The organism is Novacetimonas maltaceti, assembly GCF_002906255.1.
In the GTDB taxonomy this organism is placed as follows: Bacteria; Pseudomonadota; Alphaproteobacteria; order Acetobacterales; family Acetobacteraceae; genus Novacetimonas; species Novacetimonas maltaceti.
This window is the reverse complement of record NZ_POTC01000010.1, coordinates 1-17,293: the sequence shown is the minus strand read 5'-3', so window position 1 is coordinate 17,293 and position 17,293 is coordinate 1. Positions and strand designations below refer to the sequence as shown.

The following is a 17,293-nucleotide window of genomic DNA, read 5'->3' as shown; positions in this document are numbered from 1 at the left end:
GGATGCATATTTTTCCTGGTTCCGGCTGGCCCTATGCCACAGGCATGCCCGTGCCACGCAGGCGCGCATGCATGGCATTGTCCTTCCAGCTCAGCCGGGGGTCGATCTCGCGCACCTCCAGCGACAGCGCGAAATACGGCCGCGCAAGCAGATGGGCCAACCCGTTACGCGCCACGGCAAAGATCATGTCGCCCACATGTTTTTTCTCTTCCGCGCTACGGCCCGCGCCAATGCGGAAGCTCATGTCCACGAACGCATTTTCAGGATCAAGGTCCGCAATCGCCCACGCATCGGCCCGCAATGCCCGCACGCGCGGCGCGCCTGCCTCGAACAGGCCGCTCGACAGGATCGCGCGGTGCATGTCGATACACAGGCCCTGCATGTCGATCCGGTTTTCGATATTTCCTGAATATTCCATCGTAAGGTGGGGCATGCTTCCTCCTTTTGGGGTGCGTGCTTCTATTTAACCTGTTAAGTATCATACCGGGGACAGCGTCCGTACGTTCTTCACATCTGTGGCATTTCAAGGAAGGATTCAAAATGGCAACGACTGGACATGACATGCGGCTCCTGCCCGGTTCCACGCTGCGCTCCCTGCCCATCGCCCTGCTGCGCGCACGCGAAAGCATCATGTCGCGCTTCCGCCCGGTGCTGGCCGCCCATGGCCTGACGGAACAGCAATGGCGTGTCATCCGCATCCTTGATGAACATGGCGCGCTCGACGCCTCGCACCTTGCCCGACTCGCCTTCATCCTGTCGCCCAGCCTGACGCGCATCCTCGCCTTCCTTGAACGCGAAGGACTGATCCACCGCACCACTGACCCGCATGACCGCCGCCGCACCCTGCTGGGCCTGACGCCACGGGGCACGGCGAAGATCCACGCCGTGGCCCCCGACAGCGCACGCATCTATCGCCTGATCGAAGAACGCTTCGGCCATGACCGGACGGAAGCCCTGCTTGACCTGCTCAACCAACTGGCGGAACAGGCCGACTGACCCTGCGCGCTATCCCCCGAAACTGCCGATCCGGGTGGGGACGTGGACGTAGTCGCGGTCGAAATACAGCAGCGCATTCCCATCGGGACGGACACGGATGCCCACGACCTCGCCGATCAGGATATGGTGCGTCCCCACACGGCGACTGTCGGCCAGCACACAGTCAAAGGACACCATGGCGTCATGCAGCGCCTGGTTGCCAGAGGGCATGTCCTCCCACCGCGCATGGGCATAGCGTGCCTCCATGTCGCTGGTGCGGCCCGCGAAATGCCCGGCAAGGTCACGATGGTCGTGGCTGAGCACATTGACGCAGAAACGCCCGTTCCTGAGGAACAGGTCACATTGCGCGGACATGCTGTTCATGCAGACCAGCAGCATGGGCGGTTCATCCGTGACGGAACACATCGCGGTGGCCGTAAACCCGCCCCGCCCCGCCGGCCCGCGCGTGGTGATGACATTCACCGGCGCGCAGACCCGGGCCATGGCATTGCGGAATTCGGTTTTGGAGACGGAAGGTTCTTTTGCAGACGGGGTATCCATGACACACCTCATGCACAGCCGATGGGCGGCAGCCACGTGTCGCCGGTCCAGCCTTTTTCGTCATAATCGCCCATGCAGCAATCCACCAGCGCCTCCATGTCGCGCAGGATGCCGTTGCGTTCGGCCCCCTTGAGGATCTGCAGGCGGACTTCCTCCGGCGCGCCGGCGTAGTTGAGTTCATACAGCGCATGCCGCCCGCCGAATTCCGTGCCGGTTGCATCCCACAGCAGCTTCATCAGCTTGATGCGCTCCACATGGCCGATGTCGTTCGACCCACGGACATATTGCGACAGGTATCTGTCAATCTCCGGGTTATCGAAATCCCTGGCCGAGGATGGCAGGTAGATCAGACCCGACGCCACCGTGCGGCGGATCAGGTCGATCACGCGGGGATAGGCCTCCGACATGAAGGCGCGATAGGACAGCGCGGCCTCCAGGTTGGGCAGGACCGCACCATTCACCCATTCGACGGGATTGCGCGCCATGGCGTTGGAAAAAGCCCAGAACATATGGCGAAATGCAATGACTTCGCCCAATGCCGCCTGGTTGCCACGAAACGCATCCCCCCCCGTGCAGCGCAGCGCCTTGGCCAGTGCGCCCGCAAGGAAGTCGAGCTTCACCGCGAAACGCGTGCAGCCCTGGAAACAGTAGCCATGCATGAAGCCCGATGCCGGGTGGAAGGACATGATCTTCTTCGCATCGCGCAGGACGAGCACGTCCTCCCACGGCACAAACACGTTGTCGAGCACAAGGATCGCGTCATTTTCGTCAAAGCGCGACGAAAGCGGGTAATCGAACGGCTGCCCCACGCGGTTGGCCGTTTCCTCGTACGAAACACGGCAGATCATCTTGATGCCCGGCGCGTTCATGGGAACGATGAACATGACCGACATGGACGGGTCGCTGGTCACCGCCGCCGACCCTTGGGCAAGGAAGTTGCAATGCGTCAGCGCGGATGACGTCGCCACCACCTTCGCCCCGGAGACGTAGATGCCCGCGTCCGTTTCCTTCGTGATATGCACAAAGACATCCTTGATGTCCTGCGCTTCCTTGTGGCGGTCGATCGGCGGGTTCACGATGGCGTGATTCATGAACAGGACACGTTCCTGCGCGCGCCTGTGCCACGCCAGCGCATTGTCACGGAATGGCCCGTACCAGTCGGCATTGGCGCCAAGCGTATTCATCAGCGCCGCCTTGTAATCGGCCGTGCGCCCCATCCAGCCATAGGACATGCGCGCCCATTCGGCGATGGCGCCCTGCTGCGCCACAAGGTCATCGACGCTGTGGGCGACACGGAAATATTTGTGGGTGAACCCACCTGATCCCGTATCCGTTGGGGAGGTCAGGACTTCCTTTTTCGCCGGGTCATGCAATGCATCATACAGTCGCGCCAGTGAACGGACCGAATTGCGCATCGCCGGGTGCGTGGTCACGTCCGTCACGCGTTCGCCATTGATGAAGACGCTGCGCCCGTCACGCAGGGATTCAAGATACTCCGCCCCGGTAAAGGGCAGGACCGGCGCCTGTGCGGTGCGGGACGCGGGGATGGCGGTACTGGTGGTGGCCGCCTTGGCGGAAATGGGGGTCGTCATTCTTTTCCTCCCGTTTTTCCGCAATTCTTATGTTGACACGCCCGCATGTGCCATGGACGGAACAGGAAAAAAAATGGACTTTTCCAAAAATGAAAACACCTGATCCCATACCAAGCTTTTTTGTTTACGGACTTCCCGACAGGCTGGTCGATATCGGGTTCGTCCATGTCGAGACCGTGATGGCGCGCCGCAACATGCACAACGGGAATGTCGCACCGCACAAGCACCAGCAGATGGGACAGTTGACATTCTGGACCACGGGCGGCGGCACCTATTACATGGAGGACCGCGCCCTGCGCTTTGCCGCCCCCGCGATCACGTTCATGCCCAGCCATGTCGTCCACGGCTTCAATGTCTGCACGCAGTCGGACGCGATCGTGCTGTCGATTGCCGATGGGGCACTGAGCGCCATTTCCACACTGATCCACCGCCCGCTGGATACGCCCCTGATGGTGGAAGGCACTGCCGCCCGACCGGAGTGGCAGCGGCTTGGCGCGCTGATGGAAATCATGCAGCAATGCTATAACGATGCGCCAACTGCCGCCAGTCCCGCCATTTCCGGCCTGGCCGCGACGCTGCTGGAACGGGCATGGCGGCTGGCCGATGATACGCAACGTGCGCCGCAGGACGCGCGCACGGTCCTTGCACGGCGGCTGCGCACGACGATCAACCGCCATTTCCGCGAGGAATGGTCCATTGAACGCTATGCCACCGAACTTGGCAGCACACCCTACCTGCTGGGCCGTGCGGCGCGGCAGGCATTCGGCCTGTCGGTCATGCACATGGTCCATGAGCGCCGCCTGCTTGAAAGCAAGCGGCTGCTGCTGTTTACCGTCAGGTCCATCGAGGATATCGCAATCGAGGTCGGGACACAGGACCCGGCCTATTTCTCCCGCTTTTTCCGCCGCTATACCGGGGTGTCGCCCGGCCGGTGGCGCAAAAGCCAGATCGAACACATGCGCGGCCATGGCGATGGCGCGCCCTATCAGGAACCGGGCCGCATCGCGCCTGATGCACAGGAGCGCATGACGATTCAGGAAACATCATGAATAAAAGTTTTTGATGAAGCTTTTTTCAAAAAGCTTCAAAGAACACCGCCTTTTTAAAAAAGTCGGCACCCAAAAACTTTTATTATTTATCAACCTGTTTTCTTGAAATACTCTCCGCCCTCACCTCACTCGGGGTCCGGCCATAGCGCATGCGGAAACTGCGTGAAAAATGTGCGGCGGACGAAAATCCGTGCAGGCTGGCGATCCTTTCGAGCGTCATATGCGCGAATTCCGGATGGCGCAGCGCATGATGGCAACACTCCAGACGGCAACGCAGGATATGGCGTTCCGGTGTTTCGCCACGCCGGGCAAAGGCGCGGTACAGGCCCCGGCGCGAACAGCCAAGGGCCGCGACGATCCGCCCCACGTCCAGCGCGGGATCCGACAAGTGCCGGAGAATGAACGCCTCCGCCCGATGCAGGACGGACCCGTGCGATACCACCTGCTGCCCGCCGGTTACGGACAGGTCGGGCAACGTCCCGATCAGGTTTCCCATCGCATCGCGCAATGCGTCCAGTCGCACGGCACGCGCCCCCTCCGCCCTGCTGTCACACGCCATACGCTGCATGCGCGCGACACGTCGCATCATGTCCATGACCAGCGCGGCCAGCGCATCATCATCCCCCAGCACGCGCGGCCGGTCGCATGCGGCGCGCAGGCAGGACGGCAGCAGGTCGATCGGGGCCTGGAAGATCATGCTGCCGCACCGCGCGGCCGAGGTGAAGACGAAAGGACGTTCCGGCCGGTAAAGCAGCAGGTGGCGGGGATCAAGCGTCGCACGGAACCCGTCCTGCGTGAAATGATCGGTCCCATGGTCCATCAGGATCATCTTCAGCACATCACCCTGTCCCGCGCCACGGATGGTGCGCGCAACGTCGGACAGGCAGACGAAACGGCATCCATCGGCCTGCACGGCGCTGATTTCATGCCATCCCCCGGCCCCGGCGGCCACATGGCGGCCGACTGCGGGAAACAATGTCGCGAAACGCCCCGCGAATACCGCCTGCGCGCCCAATGCCTGCACCGCGCCTGTCACTCCATCATGCGGGGAAACCTTCGATTTGCACAATATGACGCATGGGACGGGACTCTTTGTCATCAAACAATCGTCAGGGCGCCATCAATGCGCGACGCTGATGGCACGCTGGGTCAAGGACGCCCTTATGGTGCAATGCAAAAAATTGCCGGGAATATATGGAATGTGCGCATTTTCGCGACATATGCCCCGACCGCCATGCCTTCATGATTGACATCGGCGCGCGCGCACATGTGCGATACCGCGCGGATACACAAGAACGGACATGAAAAACACATGTCACACCAGCAACATCACAGGATCCGGCCATGACCCAGCCTGCCGCCCCCACCCTCCTGCCATCAGTCAGCACGTTCCTGGCCCGCAGGCATGCGATCTTCATAGATGGCCGTCCCATCTCCTCCGGAGAGGAGGGACGGATGGAGGTGCATGACCCCGCCACCGGCCAGGTGATCGCGACGGTGGCCGATGCCTCGGCACGGGATGTGGACCATGCGGTCAAGCGCGCCCATGCGGCCTTTGTCGACGGGCGCTGGCGCGGGCTGCCACCGGTTACGCGCGAACGCGTCCTGCTGCGCCTTGCCGAACTGGTGGATTCCCATGCCGAGGAGCTCGCCCAGCTGGAAACGCTGGAACAGGGCAAGTCCATCATGCTGTCACGCGCGGCGGAAGTGGGCGGGGGCGCGGCGTGGCTGCGCTATGCCGCCGGGCTGGCCACCAAGCTGACGGGCCGCACGCTTGACGTCTCCATCCCCATGCCGCCCGGCGCGTCGTGGAGCGCCTTTACCCGGCGCGAACCCGTCGGCGTTGTGGCGGGAATCGTGCCGTGGAATTTCCCGCTGATGATCGCGATCTGGAAGATCGCACCCGCACTGGCGGCGGGCTGTTCGATCGTGGTGAAACCGGCGGAAACGACGCCGCTGACGCTGCTGCGCCTGGCGGAACTGGCGATCGACGCGGGTGTGCCGCCGGGTGTGTTCAACGTCGTGACGGGATCGGGCCGCGTGGCGGGGGACGCCCTGATCCGCCACCCGCTGGTGGCGAAGATCAGCTTCACCGGCTCCATCCCCACGGGGCAGCATGTCGCGCGGGTGGCGGCCGACCGGCTGACACGCGTGACGCTGGAACTGGGCGGCAAGAACCCGGCCATCGTCCTGCGCGACGCGGACGTGGCGGATACGGTCGCGGGCCTGATGGGGGCGGCCTTCCTCAACCAGGGGCAGGTCTGCGCCGCCTGCGCGCGCATCTACGCCGAAGGTCCGGTCTTCGACCGGCTTGCCGCCGGCCTGCACGACGCACTTGGCAGCCTGAGCGTCGGTCCCGGCATGGAGCCTGCGTCACAGGTCACGCCCCTTGCCTCCGCCACGCATCGCGACCGGGTGGAGGGATACCTGCACGACGCGATCGGCCGGGGGGCGAATGTCCTTCAGGGTCCGGGCGTGCCGCAAGAAGGATATTACGTCCGCCCCACAATCATCATGGACCCCGCGCCCGGCCTGCGCCTGACGCGCGAGGAAGTGTTCGGCCCCGTCGTCTCCCTGACCCGCGTCCGGGATGCAGAGGAGGCACTGGCGGCCGCCAATGACACCGAAATGGGACTGGCGGCCAGTGTCTGGACCCGCGACCTGAAGGCGGCGATGGCGCTGCCGCAGCGGTTGCGCGCGGGCACGGTCTGGGTCAACAGCCATGTCGGCATCGACCCGAACATGCCCTTTGGCGGGATGAAGATGTCGGGCATGGGCCGCGATTTCGGCGTGGACTGGCTGCATGCCTATACCGAGGAAAAATCCATCTGCATCCGCCACTGAACCGCGCGACACCCCACACGTCATCACCACCGCCGCGAACGCACGGCACCAGAACAACCAGAAGCCGTGGTCCCACACGGCCAGGAACGTCCCATGACGCTGCGCATCCCTTCCCCGGCCCTCCGCCTGATGGCACTGCTGTGCCTGCTGGGGGCGCTGCCTGCATCCGCCCTGCGCGCGGACACGCCCCCCGCCATGCAGGCGGAACCGCCCGGCGACTGGCCCGCCCATGGGCGCACATCCTCCGAACAGCGCTACAGCCCCCTGTCGCACGTCGACCGGCAGACGGTAGGGCGGCTGAAGCTGGCATGGTATCTGGACCTTGATTCCAACCGGGGGCAGGAAGGCACGCCCCTTGTCGTCAACGGCATCATGTACGCCACCACGAACTGGAGCAGGGTCAAGGCGCTTGATGCCGCAACGGGGCGGGTGCTGTGGGAATATGACCCGCGCACGCCGGGTGACATCGCCCTGCGTGGATGCTGCGATACGGTCAACCGGGGCGCTGCGTACTGGGAGGGGAAGGTCTATGTCGGGACATTCGATGGCCGCCTGATCGCGCTCGATGCGCGCGACGGGCGGCCCGTATGGACAACCAGCACCATCCCCGCCGATGCCACGCTGGGCGATATCCGTTCCTACACCGTCGATGGCGCGCCACGCATCGCCCATGGCGTGGTCGTCATCGGCAATGGCGGGGCCGAATTCGGCGCGCGCGGCTTTGTCTCCGGCTTCGATGCGCGCACGGGGGCGCTGAAATGGCGGTTCTATACCGTGCCCGCGCCCGCCAACCGGCCCGACCATGCCGCGTCCGACGGTGCGCTGTCACGCATTGCATGGCCGACATGGCAGCCCGATGGTGGCTGGACCCGTTCGGGCGGCGGCGGGACGGTATGGGATGCCATCGTCTATGACCCGGTGACGGACCTGCTCTATATCGGGGTGGGGAACGGATCGCCATGGAACTACCGCTTCCGCTCCGGCGGGGTGGGCGACAACCTGTTCCTTGGCAGCATCGTGGCCCTGCGCCCGCAAACGGGAGAATATGTCTGGCATTTCCAGGAAACGCCACAGGACCAGTGGGACTTTACCGCCAGCCAGCACATCATGACGCTCGACCTGCCGGTGGGCGGGCGGATGCGCCATGTGATCGTCCATGCCCCCAAGAACGGTTTTTTCTATGTCCTGGATGCCCGCAGCGGCGAATTCCTGTCGGGCACGCCTTATGTTTTCCAGAACTGGGCCGATGGGCTGGACCCGGTGAGCGGACGCCCGCGCATCCGGCCGGAGGCGATGTGGTCCCTGACCGACAGGCCATGGGTGGGCATCCCCGGCGCACTGGGCGCGCATAACTGGCAGCCCATGGCCTACAGTCCGCGCACGGGCCTGGTCTATATCCCGGCACAGCAGATCCCGGCGCTGTACAAGACCCCGGCCCGGGTCACGCTGCATCCCGTGGGCCTGAACCTTGGGGCGGAAATGGCGGCAGGCAGCGCGCCCGACGATCCCGCCGCCCGTGCGGAAGCGGCAAAGGCCCTGCAGGGCTGGCTGCTGGCATGGGACCCCGTGGCGCAGAAAGCCCGCTTTCGCGTCGATCACCGGGGGCCGTGGAATGGCGGCCTGCTTGCCACCGGGGGCGACCTTGTGTTCCAGGGACTGGCGAACGGGGAATTCCATGCCTATGACGCGACGGACGGGCGCGACCTGTTCCGCTTCAACGCACAAAGCGGCATCATCGCCCCGCCCGTGACCTATATGGCGGGCGGGCGGCAGTTCATCGCGGTGGAGGTCGGATGGGGCGGGATCTACCCGCTGCTGGTGGGGGGCATGGCGCGCACGGGGGGATGGACCGTCAACCATTCACGCATCCTCGCCTTCGCGCTCGACGGCGAGGCCTCGCTGCCACCATCGGGGCAGAAAGGGTTCCTGCCGGTCGCGCCCCCTGTCGATTATGACGCGCAGCAGGCAGAGGCCGGGTATGTCCATTACCAGGATTTCTGCATCGCCTGCCATGGCGACAATGCGGAATCGGGTGGCGTGCTGCCGGACCTGCGCTGGTCCGGGGCGATCCGCACGGCAGAGGGATTTCGCAATGTCGTCCTGCACGGGGCATTGACGGCCTATGGCATGGGCAGTTTCGCAAGTGTGCTGGATGACGGGCAGGCCGAGCAGATCCGGCAGTTCCTGATAAAACGCGCCAACGACACCTATGCCCATGAAATACATATCCGCGACAATGCCGCAGGCGTGCCGGAAGGGGGAGACAGGGATTAAAAGTTTCCAGATACCGCCATTGTCTCCAAAAAGGCGCTGTTCCCTGAAGATTTTTGGAAAAAGCCTCACCAGAAACGTCTGGATGTCTGCCGTCGGCGCGTGGGCGCCGGTTTATTTTCGGTTTCGAAACATCCTGCCCGCATCAGCGATGATTCATAAAATGTTCATCCCGTACGGTCCCACAAAACCGTCACGATGGGTGGGCGCGGCACGTCTGCATGTGTATAGACGGCGCATGCAGCATGTGACCCCGACCCTCCGCCCCGCCCCGTTCGCGCTTTCCCGGCAGGAAGCCGCGCTGGTTGGCGTGACCATGATCTGGGGGACGACGTTCCTGATCGTCCACCTTGCGATGCAGTCATGCGGCCCGCTGTTTTTCGTCGCGGTCCGTTTCCTTGCCGCCGGGGGGGCAAGCCTGCTTGTGTTCCACAAAGCCATGCGTGCGCTGACCCTGCGCGAACTTGGCGCGGGCATTGCCATCGGCATCAGCATCTTCATGGGCTACAGCCTGCAGACCTATGGCCTGCAGACCATCACCAGCAGCCAGTCCGCCTTCATCACCGCGATGTACGTGCCCATGGTGCCGCTGCTGCAATGGGTCGTGCTGCGCCGCATGCCGCACCTGATGAACTGGATCGGCATCAGCCTCGCCTTTGCCGGGTTGCTGCTCCTGGCGGGACCGGACGCGGGGGCCGGGACATTCAGCAGGGGGGAGGCCGCGACCCTGCTGGGAACGGTCGCGATCGCAAGCGAGATCATCCTGATCAGCCGTTTCGCCACACAGGTGGACAGCAGGCGCGTCACGGTGGTGCAGTTGCTGGCGGCCGGGGTGCTGGCGTTCGCCACGATGCCGCTGGGCGGGGAGGCGCTGCCGCATTTCTCATGGATATGGCTGGTCTGTGGCGGGGGACTGGGCATTGCCAGCGCCCTGATCCAGTTGACGATGAACTGGGCGCAGAAGGCGATTTCCCCCACGCGCGCCACGGTCATTTACGCGGGGGAGCCAGTCTGGGCCGGGATCCTCGGGCGTATCGCGGGTGAACGGCTGCCGCCGCTTGCGCTGCTGGGCGCGGTGTTCATCATTGCCGGGGTGGTCGTGGGGGAATGGCGGCCGCGTGGGCGCAGGGTCGTGAATGACGGGGAAGGGTAGACGTTCTTTTTTGCAAAAAAGAACCAAAAAACTCTTATCTGTTTCAGGAATCATGCAAAACGATCAGGAAATTTCCAAAAGTTTTTGGTGAAGCTTTTTCCAAAAAGCTTCAGGCCCCCACATCCGCCAACATGACATAGGCCGCCTCGCACGCCGTCACCTCCACGCTGGTGCACCCGTCAATCGCCGCCGCATCCCCCGCATCCAGCACCTGCCCGTCAACCATCACGCTCCCCGACACCACCAGCAGATACAGCGCACGTCCCGGCACGGTGGCATAGGCCGCGCCTTCCCCGGCGCGCAGCGTGGCGTCGAGCAGCCGTGAACTCGCCCTAATGGTCAGCGGCGCGCCATCGGTGATGTCGGCCTCCTCCTCCGGGTCGTCCTCTGGGAAGCCGGAAGCGAGGATACGGAACCCGCCATCTTCCTGCGCGGGGCAGGCCTCGCGCACTTCCGCCTCCGGGCTGCCGCCTTCATTATCGGGCAGGAACCAGAACTGGATGAAATCACCCCCCTGCGCGCCCGCGCGCCATGCCAGGCCGCCGACCCCATCCCCGGTGCCCAGCGCCTGCAGGCTGCCCGGCGGCAGGGTGGCGGGCGTGAAGCCGGGGCCGGTGAAATGCAATGCCTGTGCGCCCGTCCATGTCAGGATTTCGGTATTTTCCTCCGCCCCCAGCGCAAAGGTTGCGCCCGCCCCCATGGTCGCGACATTGACGACACGCAGCCGCCCCCAATGCACCCGTCCCGCGTCCGCGCAGGTGCGGAACGCGAAGTGACAGCGCAACGTCACCCCGGCATCAGTAAGGCACCCGAAGGTCGCCGCCCTGCGTATCCCGATCATCGTCCCTTCCCTCCCCTGTCGGCCTGTGACGCATGGGCATGTTTTGCCGGTGGCAGGGGATAGGTCGTCTCCCACCCGCCGCCCAGCGCACGATAGAGCCGCGCGACCGAGGTGGAGACCCGCGTCGTCGCCTGCACCAGTTCGCTCTGCGTCGCCAGCAGCGCGTTCTGCATCGTCAGCACGTTGAGGAAGTCCGAAGCCCCCTGCACATACTGCGCCTGCGCCGTATCGACCGCGATCTGGTTTTCCGCCACAGCTTCGGCCAGACGGTCGCGCTGCCCCTGGGCTGCGGCAAAATCGGCCATTGCATCGTCGATTTCCTGCCACGCCTTCAGGATGGTCCGTTGCAGCATGACGGCGGCCTCCTTCTGCTGCGCCTTGCGCAGGCGCAACTGCCCGGTCAGGCGCCCGCCCTCGAAAATCGGGAAGGTCGCGGTGGGGCCGAATCCATACTGCCGCGACGCCCACGACCCCAGCCCGCTGAACTGCAGCGCCTGCACGTCAAGGCTGCCCGACAGGGTGACGCGGGGGAAGAAGTCCGCCACGGCCACGCCGATATTGGCGGTGGCGGCATGCAGCCGTTCCTCGGCCATGCGGATATCGGGCCTGCGATCGGCAAGCTGCGACGGCAGGCCCACGGGCACCGAATCGGGCACCGGCGGGATGGCGGCGGGCTTGCCCAGCATCGCCGTCAGCGCGCCGGGTTCGCGCGCGACAAGGAAGCTGAGCGCGTTCACCAGATGGACTTCCTGACTTTTCAACACTGGCAGGCGTGATTCGAACGTGTGCAGCTGCCCTGTGGAATCCGCCACGTCCAGCCGCGTCGCCGCCCCCTGGGTATAGCGCTGGGTCGTCAGGTCCACGCTGTGCTTCGCGATGTCGATATTATGTTCGACAATGTCGATCTGCGCCTGCACGCCGCGCAGGTCGATGTAATCCTGAGCCGTTTCCGCCATCAGCGACACCAGAACGTCGCGGCGCATGTCCTCGGTCGCGTGCATGGCGGCGGTCGCGGCCTCCACCTGCCGGCGGACATGGCCCCAGAAATCCACCTCCCACGAGGCATTCATGCCATATTGCGGCAGGTTGAACGACGGGTTGCCCACGCTGCCGGGAAAGGCGGTGGGGCCGAACCCCTGCGTCCCGCTGGCGACACTGCCCGCGTTCTGCTGCTCCATCGTGCCAAGCAGGCCAAGCACGCCGTTCGTGCTGGCGCGTTCGCGGGCATAGGACGCATTGGCCTCCGCATGGGGGAACTGCGCCGCGCTGGCGATCCGGCGCTCGGCCATGCTCTGCGCAAAGCGGTAGGCGGCGGCGCGCAGGTCGAGGTTGGCGCGCACGACCTCCGCCTCCAGCGCGCTCAGGGTGGGGTCGTGGAAGATCGACCACCACTGCGCATCCATGCCGGTCTGTACCACCGTGCTGTCCGCGGGCGCCATGCTCTGGTGCCAGTCATGCGGGGCGATGTTGCGCGACTTATGGTAATTCGGCCCGACCGCGCAGCCTGCCAGCGCCAGCAGGACCACGCCGCCCGACAGGCGCGCGCACATCGTGCGGAAGGGGGTCATGGGGTTTACTGCCATATGTACCGCTCGTCATGCGCATGGGCCCCATCGGGGATGGAGGCGGTGTTGATCCGCGCCTCCACCGACATGCCGACACGCACCTTCGCCGCGAGGGGCTGTCCGGGGTCAAAGACCAGTTTGACGGGAATACGCTGCACCACCTTGGTGAAGTTGCCGGTGGCATTGTCGGGCTGGATCGGGGCGAAGGCGACGCCCGTGGCGGGGGCAAGGCTGTCGACATGGGCCTTCAGCGGATGCCCGGGGAAGGTATCGACCCAGATGACCGCCGCCTGCCCCGTCTGCACATGCGTCAGTTGGGTTTCCTGGAAATTGGCCAGCACATAGGCCGCCTGCGTCGGCACCACCGCCAGCAGCCCCGTGCCGGGATGGACATACGCCCCCACGCGCACGCCACGTTCGCCCACCACGCCCTCCACCGGGGCGGGGATGGTGCAGTAGGACAGGTTCAGCGTGGCCTGATGTTCCTCGCCCCTTGCACGCAGCAGGTTGCCCTGCGCGCGCTGCAACTGCGCCTGCAGGACGGACACCTGCTCCACCGCCGCATCCACGGCCGCCTGGTCGCGCGCGACCGTGGCCTCCGCCTCGCTCTGCCGCGCATCGGACGACTGGCGCTGCTCCACCGTGCCGGCGCCGCCCACCGACAGGTTGCGGTACCGCGCCGCGTTCTGCCGCGCGAACACCAGCGCCGCCTGGTCCGCCTTTACTGCGGCGCGCGCGCCCGCGATGACCGCCTGCTGGCGTGCGAGTTCGGCGGTCAGGTTCGCGACCTCCCCTTCCGACGCCGCGACATTGCCCCGCGCGACCTCCAGCGCCGCGCGGTAATCGTCATCCTCGATATGGGCCAGTTCCTCGCCGGGGCGGACATGTTCGTTGTCCTGCGCCACCACGCGGTCGATACGGCCCGACACCTTGGGCGCCACGGTCGTGAAATCGGCGGTGACATAGGCATCGTTGGTGTATTCATCAACGCCGTTGCCGTTGACGAGGCGCGCGCCCACATACGCGCCACACGCCAGCACAATGGCCGTCGCACCGGAAATGAGGAGGGGTTTCCTGTAGATCATGACCTGTTCCTGTCGTGCCTAGCCAGCACGCTGAGAAGGGGATGGGGCGCGGGGGGGATAGACGCGATGCGGCAGGAGCAGGTTCATCACCGCATAGCCAAGGCACGCCCAGACCAGCAGGAAATAGATGTCCACCAGCGCCAGCACGAGCGCCTGCTCATGCACGTAGGTGTGGAAGACCTGCAGCGTGTTGGCCGCCACGTGGCCTGCATCGGGCGAGGTTGCCGAAAGCTGCCCTGCAATCGCGTTCCCCTGCCCCGCCAGCGCGGTGGCATGGGTGCCGTGATGGTCGAGCAGCATGGTGGAGTGGTACTGTTCGCGCCGCCGCGACAGCGCGGAGAACAGGGCGAAGGCCACCGCGTTCGCCAGCCCCTTGAGCATGTTGACCATGCCGGAAATGAACGGCCCGTCCGCAGGCCCCAGCGCCATCGTCGCAAGCATCAGCGTGGGGATGACGGTCATCGGCTGCCCAAAGACCTGCAGGATCTGGATGGGATAGAAATTGTCGCGCACCCAGTCCACCGTCAGCCACGTGCCCAGCCAGCTTGCCAGTGCAAGGCACAGCATCCCCGCCGAAAGGATATAGCGGCAGTCCACCTTGCGGCTGTTGCAGATCGCGGCGATCAGCGGCAGCATGAGCAGTTGCGGCAGGGCCACGACCAGAGAGATCGGCGCGGCCTGCACCGGGCGATAGCCGCGCACCGCCTCCAGATAGGTCACCGGCACATCCGTCATCAGCGCGCAGATCGCCAGTATCCCGATCAGCGACAGGAGCGATGCCTGGATATTGCGGCTTTTCCAGTACTGAATCTTGAAATAGGGGCTGGGATGGAATGCCTCGTTCACCACGAAGACGACAAAGGCCGCCCCGCCCCAGAAGGTCAGGTTGGTAATCACCGGGGAGCGGAACCAGTCCAGACGGTCGCCCTGGTACAGCACGGTCACCAGCGCGCAGATCGCGGGAAGGCCCACCAGCAGGCCGAACCAGTTGAACTTCTCGAACCGCTCCAGATGCATGGGATCGCGCGGCAGGCCATAGGCCATCATCGCAACCGCCACCGCCGCCATGGGCACGATTTCCCAGTACAGCCACCGCCAGCCCACGTCCTCGAACCAGAAGGCCTCCAGCGGAACGCCAAGGTTGGGGCCGAAGGTCGCACTCATGGCGTATCCGGCAATGCCGAACACCCGGATCTGTGGCGGCAGGTATTTCAGCATGACCGTCATCAGCACCGGCGGCAGACACCCGCCCGTCAGGCCCTGCGCCGCGCGCAGGATGCACAGCGACGTCACGTCGGGCATGAACGGCGCGGGAATGGACAGAAGCGCCATCGTCGCGGTCATGAAAATCGAAAAGCGGTAGATGGAGAAGGACATGTAGAACCACGGCGTGAACGCCATCGCCGCGATGTTGAAGGCCTCGTAGATGGAGATCACCCACGTGCCTTCATCGTGGCCGATATGCATCGCGCCGCGGATGTCCGACAGGCCGATTTCGGTTACATGTTCATTGAACCCCGCGACATGCACCGCCAGCAGCATGCCAAGGCAGCCAATGACCGTGCGCAGGCCAAAGGGCGGGATGTACGACGGCAGGGGCGGCGGCGCATGCACGACCGGCGCGCCACCCGGCAGTTCCCCGGGCGATCCCGCGGCTATGGTGGATGACATGGAGACCTCGCATTGATCGCGGGGTCAATCTATGGGGGTCGTTTCGATAAATAAATTGCAATTGCCTCACTCGTTGAGTGCGTCTGGCGCACTCAACGCGGGATGCTTGTTCTTCATTTCCACGCACAGTTCACGCACCTTGCGGCGCAGCCAGCGATGCAGCGCGTCCTTGTCATTGCGCGGGTGCCACGCCTGCAGTCCCGTCAGCGGGGCGGTGGGAAACGGCAGTTCGAACGCACGCAGCCCGATTTCGCGATGGGGCAGGGTCTCGATCACGATGTCGGGCATCAGCATGATCAGGTCATAGCCGCGCAATGTCTCGATCATCGTGAAAAATGTCGGCACGATCAGGACAATCCGGCGCGCAAGCCCCCGCGCCGCCAGCATTTCGTCAATCGCGCCGCTATAGCGGTCCTGTCGTGAGATGCTGATCTGGTCGAACTGCACGAAGCGTTCCAGCGTCACGGGCTGTCGGAAGATGGGATGCGCCTTGCGCGCGAAACCGCGAAAGCCGGTGGTAAACAGGCTCTGGGTGCGGATTTCGGGCTTGAACGGCAGGGGCGCGCCGATGAACAGATCGGCATGGCGTTCACGCAGGCTGAGGCTGACATCATCATGACGGTCATGGGAAATGAAGCGCAGGGTGGCGCCGGGACATTCGCTGCGCAGCCGTTCCAGCAGGGCGGCCCCCAGCGCGCCAAGGAACAGGTCGTCGGCCTGTATGGTAAAGACCGGGCTGATGCGTGACAGGTCGAGGTGCGCATCATTGCGAAACAGCCCCGTCGCCTGCGCCACGACGGCATGGACCTGCTGCTGCAGTTCCAGCGCGCGTGGCGTCGGCGTCATGCGGCGCCCGGCCTGCACGAAGATCGGGTCATCGAACGCCGCGCGGATCCGTGACAGGGTGCGGCTCATGGCGGGGGGACTGAGGTTCATGCGGCGCGCGGCGGCGGCCACGCTGCCTTCCTCAAGCAGCACGTCGAGCGCCACGAGCAGGTTCAGGTCACGATGGTGCATGCAATCCCTTCCGCAAAACCGCAGGCCACCCGCGTCATGGCGGGCATGACGCATCCTGCATGCCCGCACGATGCCGCCGCGCGTTGAGCAGGGTCAAGACCAGCACCACCAGTGCGCCGCCCCCCACCGTAAGCATCAGCGCGGGCGCCAACCCCGTGCCAAGGAAGGAGGCAATGCCCGTCTGCAGCAGCGCGTTGCTTGCCGCAATCAGGTTCCCGCACTGATAGGCAAGGCCGGGGAACGTCGCGCGCACCGAAGGCGGCGAAAGTTCACTGAGATAGGCGGGCACGACCCCCCATGCGCCCTGGATGCAGAACTGTATGCACACCGCCCCCACCGTCAGCCACGCCGCAGATTGCGGCAGCGTCCACAGCGCCAGCAGCGGCAGCGTCAGCACGGCGGCAAGGGCGATGCTGTACTGCCGGCCGATCCGTTGCGACAGGATGCCAAAGAACATCCCGCCGACAATGGCGGCGATATTGTACAGCACGACAATCAGCGTGATGGTGGGATGGGGCAGTTTGCGTTCAAGCCCGAGGAAGACCTTGGGATACAGGTCCTGTGACCCGTGGCTCATGAAATTGAAGGCCGCCATCAGCGTCACGGCGAACACGCACAGCGCGAGATTGCCCCGGATGACAGGCCACAGGCCCGCCCCCTGCGCTGCCC

Annotated in this window: 15 protein-coding genes; 5 read left to right on the top strand and 10 right to left on the bottom strand. The window is 64.7% G+C overall.

What is annotated here, in order from left to right; translation table 11 throughout:
- Window positions 1–31: 31 nt before the first annotated feature.
- The gene (locus tag KMAL_RS05495) at window positions 32–433 is read right to left on the bottom strand and encodes a 5-carboxymethyl-2-hydroxymuconate Delta-isomerase (RefSeq protein ID WP_110094751.1); all 402 of its coding nucleotides are present in this window, start codon (window positions 431–433) and stop codon (window positions 32–34) included.
- A 107-nt stretch (window positions 434–540) separates the two neighbouring features.
- Between KMAL_RS05495 and hpaR the strand changes: the two genes are divergently transcribed.
- Window positions 541–996 carry a homoprotocatechuate degradation operon regulator HpaR gene (gene hpaR, locus KMAL_RS05490; RefSeq protein ID WP_110094750.1) on the top strand — a complete coding sequence of 152 codons (456 nt, stop codon included), beginning with the start codon at window positions 541–543 and terminating at the stop codon, window positions 994–996.
- Window positions 997–1,005: 9 nt separating this feature from the next.
- On the opposite strand, the gene KMAL_RS05485 is transcribed toward hpaR, so the two are convergent.
- Together KMAL_RS05485 and KMAL_RS05480 are read right to left on the bottom strand one after the other, a co-directional pair.
- Window positions 1,006–1,536 carry a flavin reductase gene (locus KMAL_RS05485; RefSeq protein ID WP_110094749.1) on the bottom strand — a complete coding sequence of 177 codons (531 nt, stop codon included), beginning with the start codon at window positions 1,534–1,536 and terminating at the stop codon, window positions 1,006–1,008.
- A gap of 8 nt (window positions 1,537–1,544) precedes the next feature.
- Window positions 1,545–3,128, bottom strand: coding sequence for a 4-hydroxyphenylacetate 3-hydroxylase family protein (locus KMAL_RS05480; protein WP_110094748.1), 1,584 nt, complete (start codon window positions 3,126–3,128; stop codon window positions 1,545–1,547).
- 89 nt (window positions 3,129–3,217) lie between these two features.
- Between KMAL_RS05480 and KMAL_RS05475 the strand changes: the two genes are divergently transcribed.
- Window positions 3,218–4,177 (top strand): helix-turn-helix domain-containing protein, encoded by a 960-nt coding sequence (locus KMAL_RS05475; RefSeq protein WP_110094747.1) that lies wholly within the window; start codon window positions 3,218–3,220, stop codon window positions 4,175–4,177.
- A gap of 82 nt (window positions 4,178–4,259) precedes the next feature.
- On the opposite strand, the gene KMAL_RS05470 is transcribed toward KMAL_RS05475, so the two are convergent.
- Window positions 4,260–5,213, bottom strand: a complete 954-nt coding sequence (locus KMAL_RS05470; protein ID WP_167400095.1) for a helix-turn-helix domain-containing protein — start codon at window positions 5,211–5,213, stop codon at window positions 4,260–4,262.
- A 308-nt stretch (window positions 5,214–5,521) separates the two neighbouring features.
- Between KMAL_RS05470 and KMAL_RS05465 the strand changes: the two genes are divergently transcribed.
- The 3 genes from KMAL_RS05465 to KMAL_RS05455 all read left to right on the top strand — a co-directional run bounded on the left by KMAL_RS05465 (window position 5,522) and on the right by KMAL_RS05455 (window position 10,445).
- Window positions 5,522–7,021 carry an aldehyde dehydrogenase family protein gene (locus KMAL_RS05465; RefSeq protein WP_110094745.1) on the top strand — a complete coding sequence of 500 codons (1,500 nt, stop codon included), beginning with the start codon at window positions 5,522–5,524 and terminating at the stop codon, window positions 7,019–7,021.
- 93 nt (window positions 7,022–7,114) lie between these two features.
- A complete protein-coding gene (locus tag KMAL_RS05460; protein WP_110094744.1) occupies window positions 7,115–9,295 on the top strand; it encodes a PQQ-dependent dehydrogenase, methanol/ethanol family in 2,181 nt (726 codons plus the stop codon).
- 235 nt (window positions 9,296–9,530) lie between these two features.
- Window positions 9,531–10,445, top strand: coding sequence for a DMT family transporter (locus KMAL_RS05455; RefSeq protein ID WP_110094743.1), 915 nt, complete (start codon window positions 9,531–9,533; stop codon window positions 10,443–10,445).
- A gap of 109 nt (window positions 10,446–10,554) precedes the next feature.
- Here KMAL_RS05455 and KMAL_RS05450 read toward each other — a convergent pair whose 3' ends face one another.
- The 6 genes from KMAL_RS05450 to KMAL_RS05425 form a co-directional block, all read right to left on the bottom strand.
- Complete coding sequence (locus tag KMAL_RS05450) at window positions 10,555–11,286, bottom strand: pirin family protein (RefSeq protein ID WP_110094742.1); 732 nt, start codon at window positions 11,284–11,286, stop codon at window positions 10,555–10,557.
- Complete coding sequence (locus KMAL_RS05445) at window positions 11,283–12,836, bottom strand: efflux transporter outer membrane subunit (protein WP_110094803.1); 1,554 nt, start codon at window positions 12,834–12,836, stop codon at window positions 11,283–11,285. Before KMAL_RS05445 ends, KMAL_RS05450 begins: the two co-directional genes overlap by 4 nt.
- Window positions 12,837–12,859: 23 nt before the next feature.
- Window positions 12,860–13,936 carry an HlyD family secretion protein gene (locus KMAL_RS05440; protein ID WP_110094741.1) on the bottom strand — a complete coding sequence of 359 codons (1,077 nt, stop codon included), beginning with the start codon at window positions 13,934–13,936 and terminating at the stop codon, window positions 12,860–12,862.
- Between the two features lie 18 nt (window positions 13,937–13,954).
- Window positions 13,955–15,607, bottom strand: a complete 1,653-nt coding sequence (locus KMAL_RS05435) for an MFS transporter (RefSeq protein WP_110094740.1) — start codon at window positions 15,605–15,607, stop codon at window positions 13,955–13,957.
- Between the two features lie 66 nt (window positions 15,608–15,673).
- On the bottom strand, window positions 15,674–16,624 hold the full coding sequence (locus KMAL_RS05430; RefSeq protein WP_110094739.1) for a LysR family transcriptional regulator: 951 nt from the start codon (window positions 16,622–16,624) through the stop codon (window positions 15,674–15,676).
- A 34-nt stretch (window positions 16,625–16,658) separates the two neighbouring features.
- Window positions 16,659–17,293 (bottom strand): MFS transporter (locus KMAL_RS05425; RefSeq protein WP_146044158.1); only part of this gene is annotated, 635 nt, incomplete at its 5' end.

Excerpts from the sequence above, each read along its gene's own strand:
- KMAL_RS05485 (WP_110094749.1), bottom strand. The coding sequence starts at position 1,536 with ATGGATACCCCGTCTGCAAAAGAACCTTCCGTCTCCAAAACCGAATTC.
- KMAL_RS05465 (WP_110094745.1), top strand. The coding sequence starts at position 5,522 with ATGACCCAGCCTGCCGCCCCCACCCTCCTGCCATCAGTCAGCACGTTC.
- KMAL_RS05445 (WP_110094803.1), bottom strand. The coding sequence starts at position 12,836 with ATGTGCGCGCGCCTGTCGGGCGGCGTGGTCCTGCTGGCGCTGGCAGGC.
- hpaR (WP_110094750.1), top strand. The coding sequence starts at position 541 with ATGGCAACGACTGGACATGACATGCGGCTCCTGCCCGGTTCCACGCTG.
- KMAL_RS05450 (WP_110094742.1), bottom strand. The coding sequence starts at position 11,286 with ATGATCGGGATACGCAGGGCGGCGACCTTCGGGTGCCTTACTGATGCC.
- KMAL_RS05440 (WP_110094741.1), bottom strand. The coding sequence starts at position 13,936 with ATGATCTACAGGAAACCCCTCCTCATTTCCGGTGCGACGGCCATTGTG.
- KMAL_RS05435 (WP_110094740.1), bottom strand. The coding sequence starts at position 15,607 with ATGTCATCCACCATAGCCGCGGGATCGCCCGGGGAACTGCCGGGTGGC.
- KMAL_RS05460 (WP_110094744.1), top strand. The coding sequence starts at position 7,115 with ATGACGCTGCGCATCCCTTCCCCGGCCCTCCGCCTGATGGCACTGCTG.
- KMAL_RS05430 (WP_110094739.1), bottom strand. The coding sequence starts at position 16,624 with ATGCACCATCGTGACCTGAACCTGCTCGTGGCGCTCGACGTGCTGCTT.
- KMAL_RS05495 (WP_110094751.1), bottom strand. The coding sequence starts at position 433 with ATGCCCCACCTTACGATGGAATATTCAGGAAATATCGAAAACCGGATC.
- KMAL_RS05475 (WP_110094747.1), top strand. The coding sequence starts at position 3,218 with ATGAAAACACCTGATCCCATACCAAGCTTTTTTGTTTACGGACTTCCC.
- KMAL_RS05455 (WP_110094743.1), top strand. The coding sequence starts at position 9,531 with ATGCAGCATGTGACCCCGACCCTCCGCCCCGCCCCGTTCGCGCTTTCC.
- KMAL_RS05480 (WP_110094748.1), bottom strand. The coding sequence starts at position 3,128 with ATGACGACCCCCATTTCCGCCAAGGCGGCCACCACCAGTACCGCCATC.